We start from the raw sequence: 17319 nt of genomic DNA on the forward strand, positions 1-17319 counted from the left end.
AGGGTCGAGCAGCCGGCAGTACCTGGAACAGGCACTGCCGGCGTGGCTGTTTAATAGCCGTTTTCAGGCAAACTGGCGATGATCGAGCGATAGCTGTTCATCCGTTGCTGCTGCACGCGGCCATCTTCCAGCGCGGCGAGCAATGCGCAACCCGGTTCGCGGTCGTGCTTGCAGTCACGGAAGCGGCAGGTGCCAAGCAGGTCGTCGAACTCGATGAAGCCGGCTTCGACGTCGGCGCGGCTGACGTGACCGAGGCCGAATTCGCGGATGCCCGGAGAGTCGATCAATTCGCCACCGCCCGGGAAGTGGAACAGGCGCGCGGTCGTCGTGGTGTGCGTGCCCTGGCCTGACAGCTCGGACAACGGCCCGACGCGGGTTTCGACTTCCGGCAGCAGGCTGTTGACCAGCGAGGACTTGCCGACGCCGGACTGGCCGACGAACACGCTGATGCGCCCGTCGAGCTGCTTCTGCAGCTCTTCCATGCCGTTGCCGTGGTGCGCCGACACTTCCAGCACCGGATATCCCAATGTGCGGTAAACCGCCAGCAGCGCGTTGAGCGCCGGGGCGTTCTGCTCGTCGATCAGGTCGAATTTGTTCAGCAGCAGAAGCGGACGGATGCCAGCGTGTTCGGCTGCGACCAGATAACGGTCGATCAGGTTCGCATGGGGTTCGGGCAGCGGGGCGAAGACGATGACGATCATGTCGACGTTCGCCGCAACAGGCTTGAGCTGGCCACGGCTGTCCGGGCGGCACAGTTCGGTGCTGCGCGGAAGCTGCGCGACGATCACGCCAATGCCCTGGTTGCCGGCGCGCCAGACTACTTTATCGCCCGTGACCAGCGCCGGCAGGTTGGCGCGTAAGTGGCAGCGGAACACCTGACCGGCGAGTTCGCCGTCGGTGGCCTCTACCTCGACCTGCACACCGAAGTGGGCGATCACCAGACCGTGTTGCTCAGGCCCAAGGTCGCCGCCCTCGAGGGCTTCGACCGCCGAGGACTCGCGTTTGGCGGCGCGTGCGGCGCGCTCGCCCTGAATCTTTTCGATGCGCCAGTTTTGACGACGATTGAGTTGGCGTTTGGCCATGGGTGTTCCGTCTGAAGAATGCAGCTATTAAGTAAAACGGCCGCGAGTTTAGCACGCCCGGCCAGCGGCCTAGGCTAAACTGCGCAGCATTGCCTAGGAGTCCGAATATGCAAAACCCGCAAAACTTGATCTGGATCGACCTGGAAATGACCGGTCTGGACCCGGACAACGATGTCATCATCGAGATGGCCACCATCGTCACTGACAGTGACTTGAATACTTTGGCCGAAGGTCCGGTGATTGCGATCCATCACAGCGACGAAGTGCTCGCGCGGATGGACGAATGGAACACTCGCACCCACGGCAATTCCGGTCTGACCCAGCGCGTGCGCGACAGTCGCATCAGCATGGTTGAGGCCGAAGCCGAAACCATCGCCTTCCTGGAAAAATGGGTACCGAAGGGCAAGTCGCCGATCTGCGGCAACAGCATCTGCCAGGATCGTCGCTTCCTTTATACCCACATGAAGGCGCTGGAAAGCTACTTCCATTACCGCAACCTCGACGTCTCGACGCTCAAGGAACTGGCCGCACGCTGGGCCCCGGACGTGCGCGACAGCTTCAAGAAAGGCAGCACGCACCTGGCGCTGGATGACATCCGCGAATCGATCGCCGAGTTGAAGCATTACCGCAAGCACTTCATCAAGTTCTGATGTGATCCCGGCGTTATGCGGCGCCCTCTTTTGGTGCCGTAGGGAAATGGCTAGACTGCGCGCCTTCTTGCAAGGACCGCCACCATGTTGCTGATGCTCTATCTGATCGCCATCACCGCTGAAGCCATGACGGGCGCGCTGTCTGCCGGGCGTCGCGGCATGGACTGGTTTGGCGTGGTGCTGATCGCTTGCATCACGGCGCTGGGCGGCGGTTCGGTGCGCGACGTGCTGCTGGGGCATTATCCGCTGACGTGGGTCAAACACCCGGAATATCTGGTGCTGACTTCGGTGGCGGCAATGTTCACTGTCTTCACCGCACGCTGGATGCGTCACCTGCGCTCGCTGTTTCTGGTGCTCGATGCTGTCGGCCTGGTGGCGTTCACGCTGATCGGCTGCATGACCGCTCTGGAAATGGGCCACGGCATGTTGGTGGCGTCGGTCAGCGGGGTGATCACCGGCGTGTTCGGCGGCATTCTGCGTGACATCTTCTGCAACGACATTCCGCTTATTTTCCGGCGCGAGCTATACGCCAGCGTCTCGTTCGCGGCGGCGTGGTGCTACATGCTTTGCCTGTATCTGAATGTGCCCGGGGAGCAGGCCATTCTCATCACCCTGTTCGGTGGCTTCCTGCTGCGGCTGCTGGCGATTCGTTTTCACTGGGAAATGCCGAAGTTCGTTTACAACGATCAGCCCTGACGCACACCCTGCGGCAGCTCCTGCAGGGGTTAGGCCAGGCCGTGTTGTTTGAGCGCCCATTCCACGTGTTCGCGCACCAGTTCCGATGGGTGATCGCGTCGTGACTTGAGTGCTTCCACTACCGGAATGCTCGACGGCGCATTGCCAAGACCCACCGCCAGGTTGCGCAACCAGCGCTCATACCCGGCGCGCCGCAACGGCGAGCCCTCGGTGTTGCCCAGGAATTTTTCTTCATCCCACATAAACAGTTCCGCCAGCCCGGCATTGTCGAGATTGTGCCGTGGCTTGAAATCGTTCTCTGCCGAAGGGCGGGCGAAACGGTTCCACGGGCAGACAATCTGACAATCATCGCAGCCGAACACCCGGTTACCAATGAGTGGCCGCAGTTCTTCGGGAATGGCGGTTTTCAGCTCAATGGTCAGATAGGAAATGCAGCGTCGCGCATCCAGCACATACGGGCCGACGAAGGCATTGGTCGGGCAGATGTCGAGGCACGCGGTGCAGCGCCCGCAATGTTCCGTGCTGTGAGGTTCATCCACCGGCAACGGCAGGTCGACGAACAGTTCGCTGAGGAAAAAATAACTGCCGGCCTTGCGGTTCAACACCAGCGTGTTTTTGCCGATCCAGCCCAGCCCGGCCTGCTCGGCGATGGCTTTTTCCAGCACCGGTGCACTGTCTACGAAGGCGCGGAAACCGAAAGGGCCGATCTGCGCCTGAATCCTGTCGGCCAGTTGCTGAACACGTTTACGGATCAATTTGTGGTAATCGCGGCCCAAGGCATAACGCGACACGTAGGCTTTGTCAGGTTCGGCCAGACGCTTGGCCATTTCGGTATCGCCCGGCAAGTAGTCCATGCGCAGCGAGACCACCCGCAAAGTGCCCGGCACCAGTTCTTCCGGATGCGAGCGTTTGCTGCCATGGGCGCCCATATAGTCCATCTCACCGTGGTAGCCGGCGTCGAGCCAGCGCTGCAGATGCTGCTCGTGCTCGGCCAGGTCCAGACCGCTGATGCCGACTTGCTGGAAGCCCAGCTCGCGGCCCCAATCCTTGATCGATTGGGCGAGGGCGGGCAGGTCTGTGGTGATGGCGGACATGGGGCGAGAGAAACCGGAGCTGAGGTGCGTATAATTCTGCCAGACATCGGAGCCCGAAGACGCATGCCGCAGACGAAAGATGAATTACCCGACGCGCTGTACCGCGCCGCGCAGGTGCGCGAGATCGACGCGCGACTGATCGCCGCCGGTACGCCGGGCTTCGAATTGATGCAGCGCGCCGCCCGAGCGATGTGGCGCGCACTGGTGCGCCAGTGGCCGTCGGCGAATGAGCTGACGGTGCTCGCCGGGCACGGTAATAACGCCGGCGACGGTTATCTGGTGGCACTGCTCGCGCACCGTGCCGGTTGGTCGGTGCGGGTCCTGGCGGTCGGCGATCCGCAACGTTTGCAGGGCGATGCGGCATCGGCCCATGCCGAGGCACTGGCTGAAGGCGTCGCAGTGCTGGACTGGCAGGCGCAAAGCGAACTGCGCGGCGTCGTGCTCGATGCCTTGCTCGGCACAGGCTTGAAGGGCGAGGTTCGCGAGCCGTATGCCACCGCGATCAGCGCAATCAACGCCAGCTGTTTGCCGGTCGCTGCCGTCGATATTCCGTCCGGACTGTGCGCCGACACCGGCCGGGAACTGGGTATTGCGGTGCGTGCCGACATTACAGTCACGTTCATCGGCCTGAAGCTCGGACTGTTGACCGGCGATGCGGCGGATCGCGTCGGCGAGCTCGTTTTCAATGATCTTCAGGCTGCTGCCGAAACCTTCGGTGACATTCCAGTCAGCGCTCGTCGCCTCAGCGCCGCTAATCTTCCACCGCTTGCCACGCGCTCCCCGACTTCGCACAAGGGCCGCTTTGGCCATGTGTTGCTGATCGGCGGCGATCACGGTTTTGGCGGGGCGATCCTGCTAAGTACTGAAACGGCCCTGCGCAGCGGCGCGGGCATGGTGTCGCTGACAACACGCCCTGAGCATGTTCCCGCCGCGCTGACCCGCGTACCGGAAGCGATGGCGCTGGGCGCCTCGTCAGCGAATCAATTGATGGGCCTGCTGGAAAAGGTTTCGGTGCTGGTGGTCGGGCCAGGCCTCGGTCAGGCCAGTTGGGGGCGCGCCTTGTTGTCGGCAGCCGCCAATGCAGCGTTGCCGCAGGTATGGGATGCTGACGCGTTGAATCTGCTGGCCAGCGGTTTTGTTCAATTGCCCAAGGACTGCGTGATCACTCCGCATCCGGGCGAGGCGGCGCGTCTGCTGCAAATCAGCACCGCCGAGGTACAGGCTGATCGCCCGGCGGCGGCGCTGGCATTGAGCAAAAAATACTCTACGGTTGTGGTGCTCAAAGGCGCCGGCAGCCTGATCGCTCACCCGGACGGCCGTCTGGCCCTGTGTCATCAGGGCCACCCGGCCATGGCCACCGCCGGTCTCGGTGATGTGTTGGCCGGTTTGGTCGGCGCGTTGCTGGCCCAGGGCATGGACGCTTTCGACGCGGCCTGCCTCGCGGTCTGGCTGCACGCCAATGCCGGTGCGCAACAAGGTAAATTCGGCCGTGGGCTGGCGGCCAGTGATCTGATTCCAGCCATTCGTCAGTTGTTGGAGGAGCATGCACCGTGTCTGAAGTAACCCTGTACCTGGCCGATGAACAGGCGATGAGCGACTTTGGCGCACGGATCGCCCGCGTGACCCAGGGCCACGGTCTGATTTTTCTCGAAGGCAATCTGGGCATGGGGAAAACCACCCTGTCGCGGGGCATCATTCGCGGGCTGGGTCATGTTGGCGCGGTAAAAAGTCCGACGTTCACGTTGGTCGAGCCCTACGAAATAGGAGACGTCCGCGCCTTCCACTTCGACCTTTATCGCCTGGTCGATCCGGAAGAGCTCGAATTCCTGGGGATCCGTGATTACTTCGAAGACGATGCCCTGTGCCTGATCGAGTGGCCCGATAAAGGTGCAGGCTTTTTGCCAAAGCCTGACCTGACCATTACCATAAGCCCGCAAGACAGCGGACGTTCGCTGACAATTTTGTCCCAGGGCTCGCGTGGCGAGGCCTGGTGTGCCGCTTTGGCAACGGAAACCAATTAAATGATGGGGTTAGGTATGCGCTTTCGCGCGATGGTAGCTGCCGCTGGACTGATGTTGATGGCAGTAACCGTCAACGCTGTGGCCGATTCAAAGGTCAACAGCGTGCGCCTGTGGCGGGCGCCGGATAACACGCGGCTGGTCTTCGACCTGACCGGGCCGGTGCAGCACAGCGTATTCACCCTGACCGCTCCGGATCGGCTGGTGATCGACATCAATGGCGCCACACTGGGCGCACCGTTGAATGTGCAGACCGCGAACACGCCGATCACCGCGATGCGCTCGGCCCAGCGCACGCCGACCGATCTGCGGGTGGTCATCGACCTGAAAAAAGCCGTCACCCCGAAAAGCTTTTCGCTGGCGCCCAACGCTCAGTACGGCAACCGTCTGGTAGTCGATCTGTTCGACAACCCGGCCGACGCCGCTCCTCCACCTGCACCTGCGCCACGGGTGGCGACGGTGCCGGCGGTGCCAGTCACCCCGACCGAGCCGACGATCAAATTGCCGCCGGCCCCGGCCGGCAAACGCGACATTATTGTGGTGATCGACGCCGGCCATGGTGGCGAAGACCCAGGCGCATCCGGCTCGCGCGGCCAGCGTGAAAAAGATGTGGTGCTGCAAATCGCGCGTGAGCTGCAACGTCAGGTCAACGGCATGAAAGGCTTCCGTGCCGAGCTGACTCGTACCGGCGATTACTTCATTCCGTTGCGCGGCCGCACCGAGATTGCCCGCAAGAAGGGCGCCGACCTGTTCGTTTCGATCCACGCTGACGCCGCGCCTTCCACAGCAGCATTCGGCGCTTCGGTGTTCGCCCTGTCGGATCGTGGTGCAACGTCGGAGACCGCCCGTTGGCTGGCCGACAGCGAAAACCGTTCCGACCTGATTGGCGGCGCCGGCAACGTCAGCCTCGACGACAAGGACCGCATGCTCGCCGGCGTGCTGCTCGATCTGTCGATGACTGCGTCGCTGACCTCCAGCCTCAACGTCGGCCAGAAAGTCCTGACCAACATTGGCCGGGTCACGCCACTGCACAAGCAGCGCGTGGAACAGGCCGGGTTCATGGTGTTGAAATCGCCTGATATTCCGTCGATTCTGGTCGAAACCGGCTTCATCTCAAACGCCAACGAAGCCTCAAAACTCTCCGCGGCGAGCCACCAACAGGCGCTGGCGCGGTCGATCAGCAGCGGTGTGCGTCAGTTCTTCCAGCAGAATCCGCCACCGGGCACCTACATCGCCTGGCTGCGTGATTCCGGCAAGATAGCTCAGGGGCCACGCGATCACCGCGTCGGCCCGGGTGAAACCCTGGCGATGATCGGCGTGCGCTACCAAGTGTCGCCGGCCTCGTTGCGCAGCGCCAACAATCTGAAGAGTGACGAGCTGAAAGTCGGCCAGCACTTGACCATTCCCGGCACCGAACTGGCGTCCAAAGAATGAATCAGGTGCTCAACACTGCCCGTATCGAGCTGCTCAGCCCACGACTGGCGAACCAGATCGCCGCCGGCGAGGTGGTCGAGCGTCCGGCCTCGGTGATCAAGGAACTGCTGGAAAACAGCCTCGACTCCGGCGCCAAGCGCATCGACGTCGATGTCGAGCAGGGCGGCGTCAAACTGCTGCGCGTACGTGACGACGGCAACGGCATTTCCGCCGATGATCTGCCGCTGGCACTGGCCCGTCACGCCACCAGCAAGATTCGCAATCTCGAAGATCTTGAGCAGGTGATGAGCCTGGGTTTTCGTGGCGAGGCGCTGGCATCGATCAGCTCCGTGGCGCGCTTGACCCTGACCTCGCGCACCCGCGATGCCGATCAGGCCTGGCAGGTCGAGACCGAAGGCCGTGACATGGCACCTCGGGTTCAGCCCGCGGCGCATCCTGTCGGCACCTCGGTGGAAGTCCGTGACCTGTTCTTCAATACCCCGGCGCGGCGCAAATTCCTCAAGACCGAAAAAACCGAATTCGATCACCTGCAGGAAGTGATCAAGCGTCTGGCGCTGGCGCGTTTCGACGTCGCGTTCCATTTGCGCCACAACGGCAAAACCATCCTCAGCCTGCATGAGGCCCATGACGATGCGGCCCGTGCCCGGCGCGTGGCGGCGATCTGTGGTGCGGGTTTTCTTGAGCAGGCGTTGCCGATCGAGATCGAGCGTAACGGCTTGCACCTGTGGGGCTGGGTTGGCTTACCGACCTTCAACCGCAGCCAGGCAGACTTGCAGTATTTCTTCGTCAACGGCCGTGCCGTTCGCGACAAACTGGTGGCCCACGCGGTGCGTCAGGCTTATCGCGACGTGCTGTTCAATGGCCGTCACCCGACCTTTGCGCTGTTTTTCGAAGTCGACCCGGCCGCCGTAGACGTCAACGTGCACCCCACCAAACACGAAGTGCGTTTCCGTGACGGGCGCATGGTCCACGACTTTCTGTATGGCACCTTGCACCGTGCGTTGGGCGACGTGCGCCCGGAAGATCAACTTGCCGGCTCAGTCACCACCGCCATCGTCCGGCCGAGCGGCATCGAGGCGGGCGAATTCGGCCCGCAGGGCGAAATGCGTCTGGCAGCCAATGCGCTGCTCGAGCAACCGCAGGCGCAACCGGCGTTCAATACGTCATCCGGTGCCAGCGCTGGCGGCGCCTATCAGTATCAGTACACGCCGCGTGTGCAATCGGCCGTACCCGCCGCCGAGGCTCAAGCCGCTTATAAAGAATTTTTCGCGCCGCTCCCCGAGGCCAATGCCAACGCGCTGCCGGCCGGTCAGGAAGACATCCCGCCTCTGGGCTATGCGCTGGCACAGCTCAAGGGCATCTACATTCTTTCGGAAAACGCCCATGGGCTCGTGCTGGTGGACATGCACGCCGCTCACGAGCGGATCATGTATGAACGCCTGAAGATCGCCATGGCCAGCGAAGGCCTCAGCGGCCAGCCGTTGCTGGTGCCGGAGTCGCTGGCTGTCAGCCAGCGCGAAGCCGATTGTGCCGAAGAGCACGCGGCCTGGTTTCAGCGGCTCGGTTTCGAGTTGCAGCGTCTGGGCCCGGAAACCCTGGCGATCCGCCAGATTCCAGCCCTGCTCAAGCAGGCCGAAGCCAACCGACTGGTGGGCGACGTGTTGTCGGATCTTATGGAATACGGCACCAGCGACCGCATCCAGGCGCACCTCAACGAACTGCTCGGCACCATGGCCTGCCACGGCGCGATCCGCGCCAACCGCCGCCTGGCCCTGCCGGAAATGAACGGTCTGCTGCGCGACATGGAAAACACCGAACGCAGCGGTCAATGCAACCATGGCCGACCGACCTGGACCCAATTGGGCCTGGACGATCTGGACAAACTGTTCCTGCGCGGCCGTTGATGAGCCAGTTACCTCCGGCGATTTTCCTGATGGGCCCGACCGCTGCGGGCAAGACCGACCTGGCCATCGAGTTGACCAAGGTGCTGCCGTGCGAATTGATCAGTGTCGACTCGGCGCTGGTCTATCGCGGCATGGACATCGGTACCGCCAAGCCCTCGAAGGAACTGCTGGCCGAATATCCGCACCGTTTGATCGACATTATCGACCCGGCTGAAGCTTATTCTGCAGCCGATTTCCGTCGCGATGCGCTGCAAGCCATGACCGAGATCACCGCTCGCGGGAAAATTCCGTTGCTGGTCGGCGGTACGATGCTCTATTACAAGGCTCTGGTTGAAGGTCTTGCGGACATGCCGGCGGCAGATCCCGAGGTGCGCGCGCAGATCGAAGAAGAGGCTGCACGCCTCGGTTGGCAAGCCCTGCACGAACAATTGGCGCTGATCGATCCGGTTTCGGCGGCGCGCATTCATCCGAACGATCCGCAGCGCCTGAGTCGCGCGCTGGAAGTGTACCGGGTCAGCGGTCGGAGCATGACCGCGCTGCGCGAGCAACAATCTGCGCAAAGTACTGAAGCAGCCGCTTCGGGACGGCAACAATTGCCCTATACTGTCGCGAACCTGGCCATTGCCCCGGCTAATCGTCAGGTACTGCACAAGCGTATTGAACAAAGATTCACAAATATGTTGGAACAGGGATTCATCGACGAGGTCGTAGCCCTTCGTAAGAGAAGTGACCTGCATTCAGGGTTGCCGTCTATACGTGCGGTAGGCTACCGCCAAGTCTGGGATTATCTGGACGGCAAGCTGACATTGGCTCAAATGCAGGAGCGCGGCATCATCGCCACGCGCCAGTTGGCCAAGCGCCAGTTTACCTGGCTGCGCAGTTGGGAAGATTTACACTGGCTGGACAGTCTTGATTGCGACAATCTGCCACGCGCCTTGAAATACCTTGGGACCATCTCCATATTGAGCTGAGTCCTTGCAATTGCCGTCTATCCTTGGGGGTGTGGCGGCCAAAGCCATCTGAATTATCTTTATTATTATTGAATCCTTAAAGGAGTGCGGCACATGTCAAAAGGGCATTCGCTACAAGACCCTTACCTGAATACTTTACGTAAAGAGAAAGTTGGGGTTTCCATTTACCTGGTCAACGGGATCAAACTGCAAGGCACGATCGAGTCGTTCGACCAGTTCGTGATTTTGCTGAAAAACACCGTCAGCCAGATGGTCTACAAACACGCTATCTCGACAGTAGTGCCGGTTCGTCCAATTCGTCTGCCTAGCGCAACCGAATCCGAAGCAGGCGATGCTGAGCCAGGTAACGCCTGATAGGAGTCTCCTTTGTTCTTTGAGCGCCACGGTGGTGGTGAGCGAGTCATCCTCGTTCACTTGGATGGACAGGACCCTGAGGCGCGCGAAGATCCGCAGGAGTTTCAGGAGTTGGCTAATTCGGCTGGCGCCGAGACCGTTGCGTTTTTTAACGTGCCGCGTCATCGGCCAACCGCCAAATACCTGATCGGCAGCGGCAAGGTCGAGGAATTACGCGACCTGGTCAAAGCTGAAGAAGCTGACCTGGTGATTTTCAATCACATTCTCACGCCCAGTCAGGAGCGTAACCTCGAACGTGTGTTCGAGTGTCGCGTGATCGACCGCACCGGGTTGATTCTCGATATTTTCGCCCAACGTGCCCGTACCCATGAGGGCAAGCTCCAGGTCGAACTGGCCCAGCTTGACCACATGAGCACCCGGCTGGTTCGCGGCTGGACTCACCTTGAGCGCCAGGGTGGCGGTATCGGTATGCGCGGCCCGGGTGAAACCCAGCTGGAAACCGACCGCCGTTTGCTGCGGGTTCGCCTGCGGCAGATCAAGGGGCGGCTGGAAAAGGTGCGCAGTCAGCGCGAGCAGTCGCGACGCGGCCGATCGCGAGCCGACATTCCTACCGTATCGCTGGTGGGATACACCAACGCCGGCAAATCCACACTGTTCAATAACGTGACGAAATCCGACGTTTACGCGGCCGACCAATTGTTCGCCACGCTGGATCCGACTTTGCGCCGCCTGGACATCGACGACCTCGGGCCGATTGTTTTGGCCGATACGGTGGGTTTCATCCGGCACCTGCCCCACAAGCTGGTCGAAGCATTTCGGTCTACGCTCGAAGAGTCGAGCAACTCCGACTTGCTGTTGCACGTTATCGATGCGGCTGAACCGGATCGCATGTTGCAGATCGAACAGGTGATGGTGGTGCTGGGCGAGATTGGCGCTCAGGACTTGCCGATCCTCGAGGTCTATAACAAACTCGATTTGCTTGAAGGCGTTGAGCCACAAATCCAGCGCGATGCCGACGGCAAGCCGCAACGGGTCTGGCTCTCGGCGCGTGATGGCAGCGGTCTGGAATTGCTTGAGCAAGCCATTGCCGAGTTGCTGGGCAGTGATTTGTTTGTCGGCACATTGCGCTTGCCGCAACAATTCGCTCGACTGCGTGCGCAGTTCTTCGAACTCGGCGCGGTGCAAAAAGAAGAACACGATGAAGAGGGCGTCAGTCTGCTGACCGTTCGTTTGCCCCGGGTTGAGTTGAATCGACTGGTAAGCCGCGAGGGATTGCAGCCGATGGAATTCATCGAGCAACACACTTTGCAATAAAAGCCTGAAAAAGCGGTTGTGCCGCAACGGCAGGCATTCTGTAGCATTGGTCGGCGCGCCGTGGGTGCGTCTTTGCTTTATCAGATGGAGAGCGCTATGGCTTGGAATGAGCCGGGTGGCAACTCGAATAATCAGGATCCCTGGGGTGGCAAGCGCCGCAATAACGGCGACCGCAAGGGGCCACCGGATCTCGACGAGGCCTTCCGAAAGCTGCAGGAAAGCCTGAACGGGTTGTTCGGTGGTGGTAAAAAACGCGGTGATGACGGCGGTGGTTCGGGCAAGCGCAGTGGCGGCTTCGGCGGTCTGCTCGGCATCGGCCTGGTCGTGCTGGCGGCTGTCTGGCTGTACAGCGCGGTTTACGTGGTGGACGAACAGGAGCAAGCCGTGGTGCTGCGCTTCGGCAAGTACTACGAGACTGTCGGCCCCGGCCTGAATATCTACTTCCCGCCGATCGACAAGAAGTACATGGAGAACGTGACGCGTGAGCGTGCGTACACCAAGCAGGGCCAGATGCTCACCGAAGACGAGAACATCGTCGAAGTGCCGCTGACCGTGCAGTACAAGATCAGCAACCTGCAGGACTTCGTGCTGAACGTCGATCAGCCGGAAATCAGCCTGCAACACGCGACCGAAAGTGCCTTGCGTCATGTGGTGGGTTCCACTGCGATGGACCAGGTGCTGACCGAAGGCCGTGAATTGATGGCCAGTGAAATCAAGGAGCGTCTGCAACGTTTCCTCGATACCTATCGCACCGGTATTACCGTTACGCAGGTCAACGTACAGAGCGCAGCAGCACCGCGTGAAGTACAGGAAGCCTTCGATGACGTGATCCGCGCCCGTGAAGACGAGCAGCGTTCGCGTAACCAGGCGGAAACCTATGCCAACGGCGTCGTGCCGGAAGCGCGTGGTCAGGCCCAGCGCATCCTTGAGGATGCCAACGGTTACCGCGACGAAACGGTCTCGCGCGCCAAGGGTGAGGCGGACCGCTTTACCAAACTGGTCGCCGAGTATCGCAAGGCACCTGAAGTGACCCGCCAGCGTCTGTACCTGGACACCATGCAGGAAGTCTTCAGTAACACCAGCAAGGTCCTTGTGACCGGCAACAAAGATGGCCAGAGCAACCTGCTCTACCTGCCGCTGGACAAAATGATTCAGAACAGTTCGGGCGGCAATTCGCCGGTCACCGGTTCTGCTGCCGCGAGCACCAACACGGACGTCACGCCGCATGTCACTGACGTGCCGCAGTCGCGCACAAGGGAGACCCGCTGATGAGCAATAAATCGCTGATCGCCCTGATCGTTGGCGTCGTCGTGGTATTGGTGGGCTGGAACTGCTTCTACATCGTGGCTCAGACCGAGCGTGCGGTGCTGCTGCAATTCGGTCGTGTGGTTCAGGCGGATGTTCAGCCGGGTCTGCATGTGAAAGTGCCTTACGTTAACCAGGTGCGCAAATTCGACGCACGCCTGTTGACGCTGGATGCACCGACACAACGCTTCCTGACCCTCGAAAAGAAAGCCGTCATGGTCGATGCCTACGCCAAGTGGCGCGTGAAAGATGCCGAGCGCTTCTACACTGCGACATCCGGCCTCAAGCAAATCGCTGACGAGCGTCTGTCCCGTCGTCTTGAATCCGGTCTGCGTGACCAGTTCGGCAAGCGCACCCTGCACGAAGTCGTATCGGGTGAGCGTGATGCGTTGATGGCTGACATCACTGCATCGCTGAACAAAATGGCAGAAAAGGAGCTGGGTATCGAAGTGGTCGATGTCCGGGTCAAGGCCATCGATCTGCCGAAAGAAGTTAACCGCAGCGTGTTCGAACGTATGAGCACCGAGCGTGAGCGTGAAGCTCGCGAGCACCGCGCCAAGGGTAACGAGCTGGCCGAAGGCATCCGTGCCGACGCCGATCGTCAACGCCGCGTGTTGCTGGCCGAAGCCTATCGTGAATCCGAAGAGGTTCGCGGTGACGGTGACGCCCAGGCCGCTGCGATCTACTCCAAGGCCTACGGTCAGGATCAGGAATTCTACGGCTTCTACCGTAGCCTGCGTGCCTACCGTGAAAGCTTCGCGAACAAATCCGACGTCCTGGTCCTTGACCCAAGCAGCGACTTCTTCCGTTACCTGGAAAAGTCCAAGCCTTGATGCGACGTTGACCTGAATCATTCCGCCCGGCGGCTAAAACCTCGGGCGGGGTGATCCTTTGGGAAAACGTGTGTATGATGCGGCAGCCGGGAAATTCCCGGCTTTTTTGCGTCTGCACGTTTGATTGCTGTTTTTGTTGCAGGCGTCGGGTTTGAATGGCCCGAGCGTTTTCGAGGAAAGTGATGGGCGAAGCCGGAGTCAGGCCTTTCGCTGCGTCGTTCATGCGCGCGCGTTTTGAACGAACCGGTCATTTTCTGCTTCACTCAAGGCTCGCCCTAGTGCTGGCCGCCCGGATCAAAGGGGAATGGCGTAATGGCAACGGTAGACCGCTGGCTGCTGCCAGATGGCATCGAAGAAGTACTGCCACCGGAAGCGGCGCGCATTGAAGTCGCGCGTCGTCAGGTGTTAGATCTGTTCCAGAGCTGGGGTTACGAGTTTGTCGTGACTCCCCATATCGAGTACCTGGAATCCTTGCTGACCGGTGCGGGCCAGGACCTGGATCTGCGTACCTTCAAGGTCATCGACCCGCAATCGGGCCGGCAGATGGGTTTCCGTGCAGACATCACGCCGCAGGTTGCGCGCATCGATGCGCATACCCTGCGTCGCGAAGGCCCGAGCCGTCTGTGCTATGCCGGCAGCGTGCTGCATGCGCAGCCGCGTGCCTTGTCGTCCTCGCGCAGCCCGATCCAGCTGGGCGCCGAGTTGTACGGCGATGCCAGCCCGAGCAGCGACGTTGAAGTGATCAGTCTGATGTTGGCGATGTTGCAACTGGCCGACGTGCCGGACGTGCACATGGATCTGGGGCACGTCGGTATCTACCGCGGTCTGGCGCGTGCTGCCGGTTTGTCCGGTGAAGTCGAACAGCAGTTGTTCGATGCCCTGCAACGTAAGGCCATCGACGAGGTCATTACCCTGACCGAAGGCCTGCCGGCCGATTTGTCCGGCATGCTGAGGGCGCTGGTCGATTTGTGTGGCGGCCGGGAAGTGTTGAGTGCCGCCCGCGAGCGTCTGGCCAATGCGCCGGCCCCGGTGCTGGCGGCGCTGGAAGACTTGCTGGCGATTGCCGAGCGTCTGTCGGCGCGCTTCCCGCAGCTGCCGCTGTACTTCGATCTGGGCGAGCTGCGCGGTTATCACTACCACACCGGTGTGGTGTTTGCGGTGTTCGTGCCGGGCGTTGGTCAGTCCATCGCGCAGGGCGGTCGTTACGACGACATCGGTGCCGACTTCGGTCGCGCCCGTCCGGCGACCGGTTTTTCTACCGATTTGAAAACCCTGGTGACCCTGGGGCGTGCTGAGATCGAGCTACCGTCTGGCGGTATCTGGATGCCTGACAGTACGGATGCAGCACTCTGGCAGCAGGTTTGCCAGTTGCGCAGTGAGGGTCAGCGTGTCGTTCAGGCGTTGCCTGGACAACCTTTGGCCGCCGCCCGTGATGCGGACTGCGACCGGCAATTGATTCTGCAGAACGGGCTTTGGCAAGTATCGCCACTGGCTTCTTGAGTTTTCCTGCCGGCCATCGCCGGCACCAAGTTTGCGCGAATGAGGACAAGTGTTATGGGTAAGAATGTCGTAGTCCTGGGCACCCAATGGGGTGATGAGGGCAAAGGCAAGATCGTTGATCTGCTGACCGAACATGCTGCCGCCGTAGTGCGCTACCAGGGCGGCCACAACGCTGGCCACACCCTGGTGATCGACGGCGAAAAAACCGTCTTGCACCTGATCCCGTCGGGCGTGCTGCGCGAAGGCGTGCAGTGCCTGATCGGTAACGGCGTGGTGGTTGCACCTGACGCTCTGCTGCGGGAAATCACCAAGCTGGAAGAGAAGGGCGTACCGGTGCGCGAGCGCCTGCGTATCAGCCCGTCCTGCCCGCTGATCCTGTCCTTCCACGTCGCGCTGGACCAGGCCCGTGAAAAGGCCCGTGGCGAGCTGAAGATCGGTACCACCGGTCGCGGCATCGGCCCGGCGTACGAAGACAAGGTAGCCCGTCGTGGCCTGCGTGTCGGCGATCTGCTGAACATGCCGCGCTTCGAAGACAAACTGCGTGAGCTGGTGGACTACCACAACTTCATGCTGGTCGGTTACTACAAAGAGCCGGCCATCGAATTCGAAAAGACCCTGGCCGAGTGCAAGGAATACGCTGAACTGCTCAAGCCGCTGATGCTGGACGTGACCGCCGAGCTGCACGACCTGCGTCGTGCCGGTAAAGACATCATGTTCGAAGGCGCCCAGGGTTCGTTGCTCGACATCGACCACGGTACCTACCCGTACGTGACCAGCTCCAACACCACCGCCGGTGGCGTGGCGACCGGTTCGGGCGTTGGCCCGATGTTCCTGGATTACATCCTGGGCATCACCAAGGCTTACACCACTCGCGTAGGTTCCGGCCCGTTCCCGACCGAGCTGTTCGACGACGTGGGTGCGCACTTGGCCAAGCAGGGCCACGAGTTCGGCGCCACCACCGGCCGTGCCCGTCGTTGCGGCTGGTTTGACGCCGTTATCCTGCGTCGCGCTATCGACGTGAACAGCATCTCGGGCATCTGCCTGACCAAGCTGGACGTACTCGACGGCCTTGAAGCCATCAACATCTGCGTCGGCTATAAAGACGCGCAAGGCAATGCCGTTGCCCCGACCGACGCGGACAGCTACGTGGGCCTTCAGCCCGTGTACGAAGAAGTGCCGGGCTGGACCGAGTCGACCGTGGGCGCCAAGACCCTGGAAGAGCTGCCAGCGAACGCTCGTGCGTACATCAAACGCGTTGAAGAGTTGATCGGCGCGCCGATCGACATTATTTCGACGGGCCCGGATCGCAACGAAACCATCGTTCTGCGTCATCCGTTTGCCTGATAAGTCGTTGATGTAAAAAACAAAGGCCCCTTAATCGGGGCCTTTGTCGTTTATGCCTGTTGGACGGCATGACCTTTGCTGTGAATCTGTCTACAAGAGTGCCATCAAATTAATGGCGTCAGAAGTAGAGGGATTCATAGTGTCAGCCGTTCTCTCACTGTTACAAAGCCGTTTGTTGCGGCCGGTGTTCGTTACCTTGGGTGTCGCCCTTTTGGTGCAGGTGTTGGTCGCGGTTGCCCTGACGCGGAGCACGGTCACCGCGCTGGAAGCTGATCTGGCCGCACGCCTCGGTGCCGACAGCCAGAAACTCTCCGGTGAATTGGAGCAGGCCGGACGGGAAGTGACGTCGAGCCTTGATGCGCTTTCAGCCAATACCCGCCAGCGTCTGACCGCAGGCCTTTCCACGCGCCTGAAGGAAGAGCAGGCGCAACTGCGGGCGACCCTGGAAAAGGATCTGAAAGATTCCGCCAATGACATGGCGCAATTGCTGGCCTCCGTCGCGCCGCGCGCCATGTGGGACAGCGACGTTCCGACCCTGTCGGAGTTTGCCCGACGCGCCCAGCGCAATCCCAATGTACTGTTTGTGGTGTACGACGACGCCACCGGCCAGCATCTGACCCGTTACCTCAATCGCGAAAACCCGATCAACAAAGCCTTGCTGGAAAAAGGCCAGGGCGAGCGTGCGCTGGATAAAGTGCTCGATGCGGCGAAGAACGATCCTTCGGTTTATTACCTCGAGGCGTCGATCAATCCCAACGGCGTGGAAATCGGCAAAGTGCTGATGGGTGTGTCCACCGCCTCGGTGGAAACCGATCTGGCC

15 protein-coding genes are annotated in these 17319 nt (G+C 60.9%); 13 read left to right on the forward strand and 2 right to left on the reverse strand.

What is annotated here, in order from left to right; translation table 11 throughout:
* Positions 1–50 precede the first annotated feature (50 nt).
* Positions 51–1082: a small ribosomal subunit biogenesis GTPase RsgA gene (rsgA, locus tag HU727_RS12375; RefSeq protein ID WP_186531744.1), complete on the reverse strand. Its 1032-nt coding sequence runs from the start codon at positions 1080–1082 to the stop codon at positions 51–53.
* A 107-nt stretch (positions 1083–1189) separates the two neighbouring features.
* Here rsgA and orn point away from each other — a divergent pair, with 107 nt between their 5' ends.
* Together orn and HU727_RS12385 are read left to right on the forward strand one after the other, a co-directional pair.
* The gene (gene orn / locus HU727_RS12380; protein WP_186531742.1) at positions 1190–1732 is read left to right on the forward strand and encodes an oligoribonuclease; all 543 of its coding nucleotides are present in this window, start codon (positions 1190–1192) and stop codon (positions 1730–1732) included.
* A gap of 84 nt (positions 1733–1816) precedes the next feature.
* Positions 1817–2428: a trimeric intracellular cation channel family protein gene (locus HU727_RS12385; protein ID WP_186531741.1), complete on the forward strand. Its 612-nt coding sequence runs from the start codon at positions 1817–1819 to the stop codon at positions 2426–2428.
* A 29-nt stretch (positions 2429–2457) separates the two neighbouring features.
* Here the strand turns inward: HU727_RS12385 and queG are convergent, their stop codons facing one another.
* Complete coding sequence (gene queG, locus HU727_RS12390) at positions 2458–3522, reverse strand: tRNA epoxyqueuosine(34) reductase QueG (RefSeq protein ID WP_186531740.1); 1065 nt, start codon at positions 3520–3522, stop codon at positions 2458–2460.
* Between the two features lie 63 nt (positions 3523–3585).
* Here queG and HU727_RS12395 point away from each other — a divergent pair, with 63 nt between their 5' ends.
* The 11 genes from HU727_RS12395 (at position 3586) to HU727_RS12445 (ending at position 16499) form a co-directional block, all read left to right on the forward strand.
* Positions 3586–5085: an NAD(P)H-hydrate dehydratase gene (locus HU727_RS12395; RefSeq protein WP_186531734.1), complete on the forward strand. Its 1500-nt coding sequence runs from the start codon at positions 3586–3588 to the stop codon at positions 5083–5085.
* Positions 5073–5543 carry a tRNA (adenosine(37)-N6)-threonylcarbamoyltransferase complex ATPase subunit type 1 TsaE gene (tsaE, locus tag HU727_RS12400; protein WP_186531732.1) on the forward strand — a complete coding sequence of 157 codons (471 nt, stop codon included), beginning with the start codon at positions 5073–5075 and terminating at the stop codon, positions 5541–5543. The genes HU727_RS12395 and tsaE overlap by 13 nt, the downstream gene beginning before the upstream one ends.
* Positions 5544–6974 (forward strand): N-acetylmuramoyl-L-alanine amidase, encoded by a 1431-nt coding sequence (locus HU727_RS12405; protein WP_186531730.1) that lies wholly within the window; start codon positions 5544–5546, stop codon positions 6972–6974. It abuts the gene before it with no gap.
* Positions 6971–8878, forward strand: coding sequence for a DNA mismatch repair endonuclease MutL (mutL, locus tag HU727_RS12410; protein ID WP_186531728.1), 1908 nt, complete (start codon positions 6971–6973; stop codon positions 8876–8878). Before HU727_RS12405 ends, mutL begins: the two co-directional genes overlap by 4 nt.
* The gene (miaA, locus tag HU727_RS12415) at positions 8878–9849 is read left to right on the forward strand and encodes a tRNA (adenosine(37)-N6)-dimethylallyltransferase MiaA (protein WP_186531727.1); all 972 of its coding nucleotides are present in this window, start codon (positions 8878–8880) and stop codon (positions 9847–9849) included. The genes mutL and miaA overlap by 1 nt, the downstream gene beginning before the upstream one ends.
* A gap of 93 nt (positions 9850–9942) precedes the next feature.
* On the forward strand, positions 9943–10203 hold the full coding sequence (gene hfq, locus HU727_RS12420; RefSeq protein WP_007902656.1) for an RNA chaperone Hfq: 261 nt from the start codon (positions 9943–9945) through the stop codon (positions 10201–10203).
* Between the two features lie 12 nt (positions 10204–10215).
* Positions 10216–11517: a ribosome rescue GTPase HflX gene (hflX, locus tag HU727_RS12425; protein ID WP_186531726.1), complete on the forward strand. Its 1302-nt coding sequence runs from the start codon at positions 10216–10218 to the stop codon at positions 11515–11517.
* 96 nt (positions 11518–11613) lie between these two features.
* Positions 11614–12786 (forward strand): FtsH protease activity modulator HflK, encoded by a 1173-nt coding sequence (gene hflK, locus HU727_RS12430; RefSeq protein ID WP_186531722.1) that lies wholly within the window; start codon positions 11614–11616, stop codon positions 12784–12786.
* Positions 12786–13655: a protease modulator HflC gene (hflC, locus tag HU727_RS12435; protein ID WP_042557389.1), complete on the forward strand. Its 870-nt coding sequence runs from the start codon at positions 12786–12788 to the stop codon at positions 13653–13655. The genes hflK and hflC overlap by 1 nt, the downstream gene beginning before the upstream one ends.
* A gap of 312 nt (positions 13656–13967) precedes the next feature.
* A complete protein-coding gene (locus HU727_RS12440) occupies positions 13968–15155 on the forward strand; it encodes an ATP phosphoribosyltransferase regulatory subunit (RefSeq protein WP_186531720.1) in 1188 nt (395 codons plus the stop codon).
* A gap of 54 nt (positions 15156–15209) precedes the next feature.
* Positions 15210–16499 (forward strand): adenylosuccinate synthase, encoded by a 1290-nt coding sequence (locus HU727_RS12445; protein ID WP_186531719.1) that lies wholly within the window; start codon positions 15210–15212, stop codon positions 16497–16499.
* Positions 16500–17319 lie beyond the last annotated feature (820 nt).

The organism is Pseudomonas khorasanensis (assembly GCF_014268505.2).
Taxonomy (GTDB): Bacteria; Pseudomonadota; Gammaproteobacteria; order Pseudomonadales; family Pseudomonadaceae; genus Aquipseudomonas; species Aquipseudomonas khorasanensis.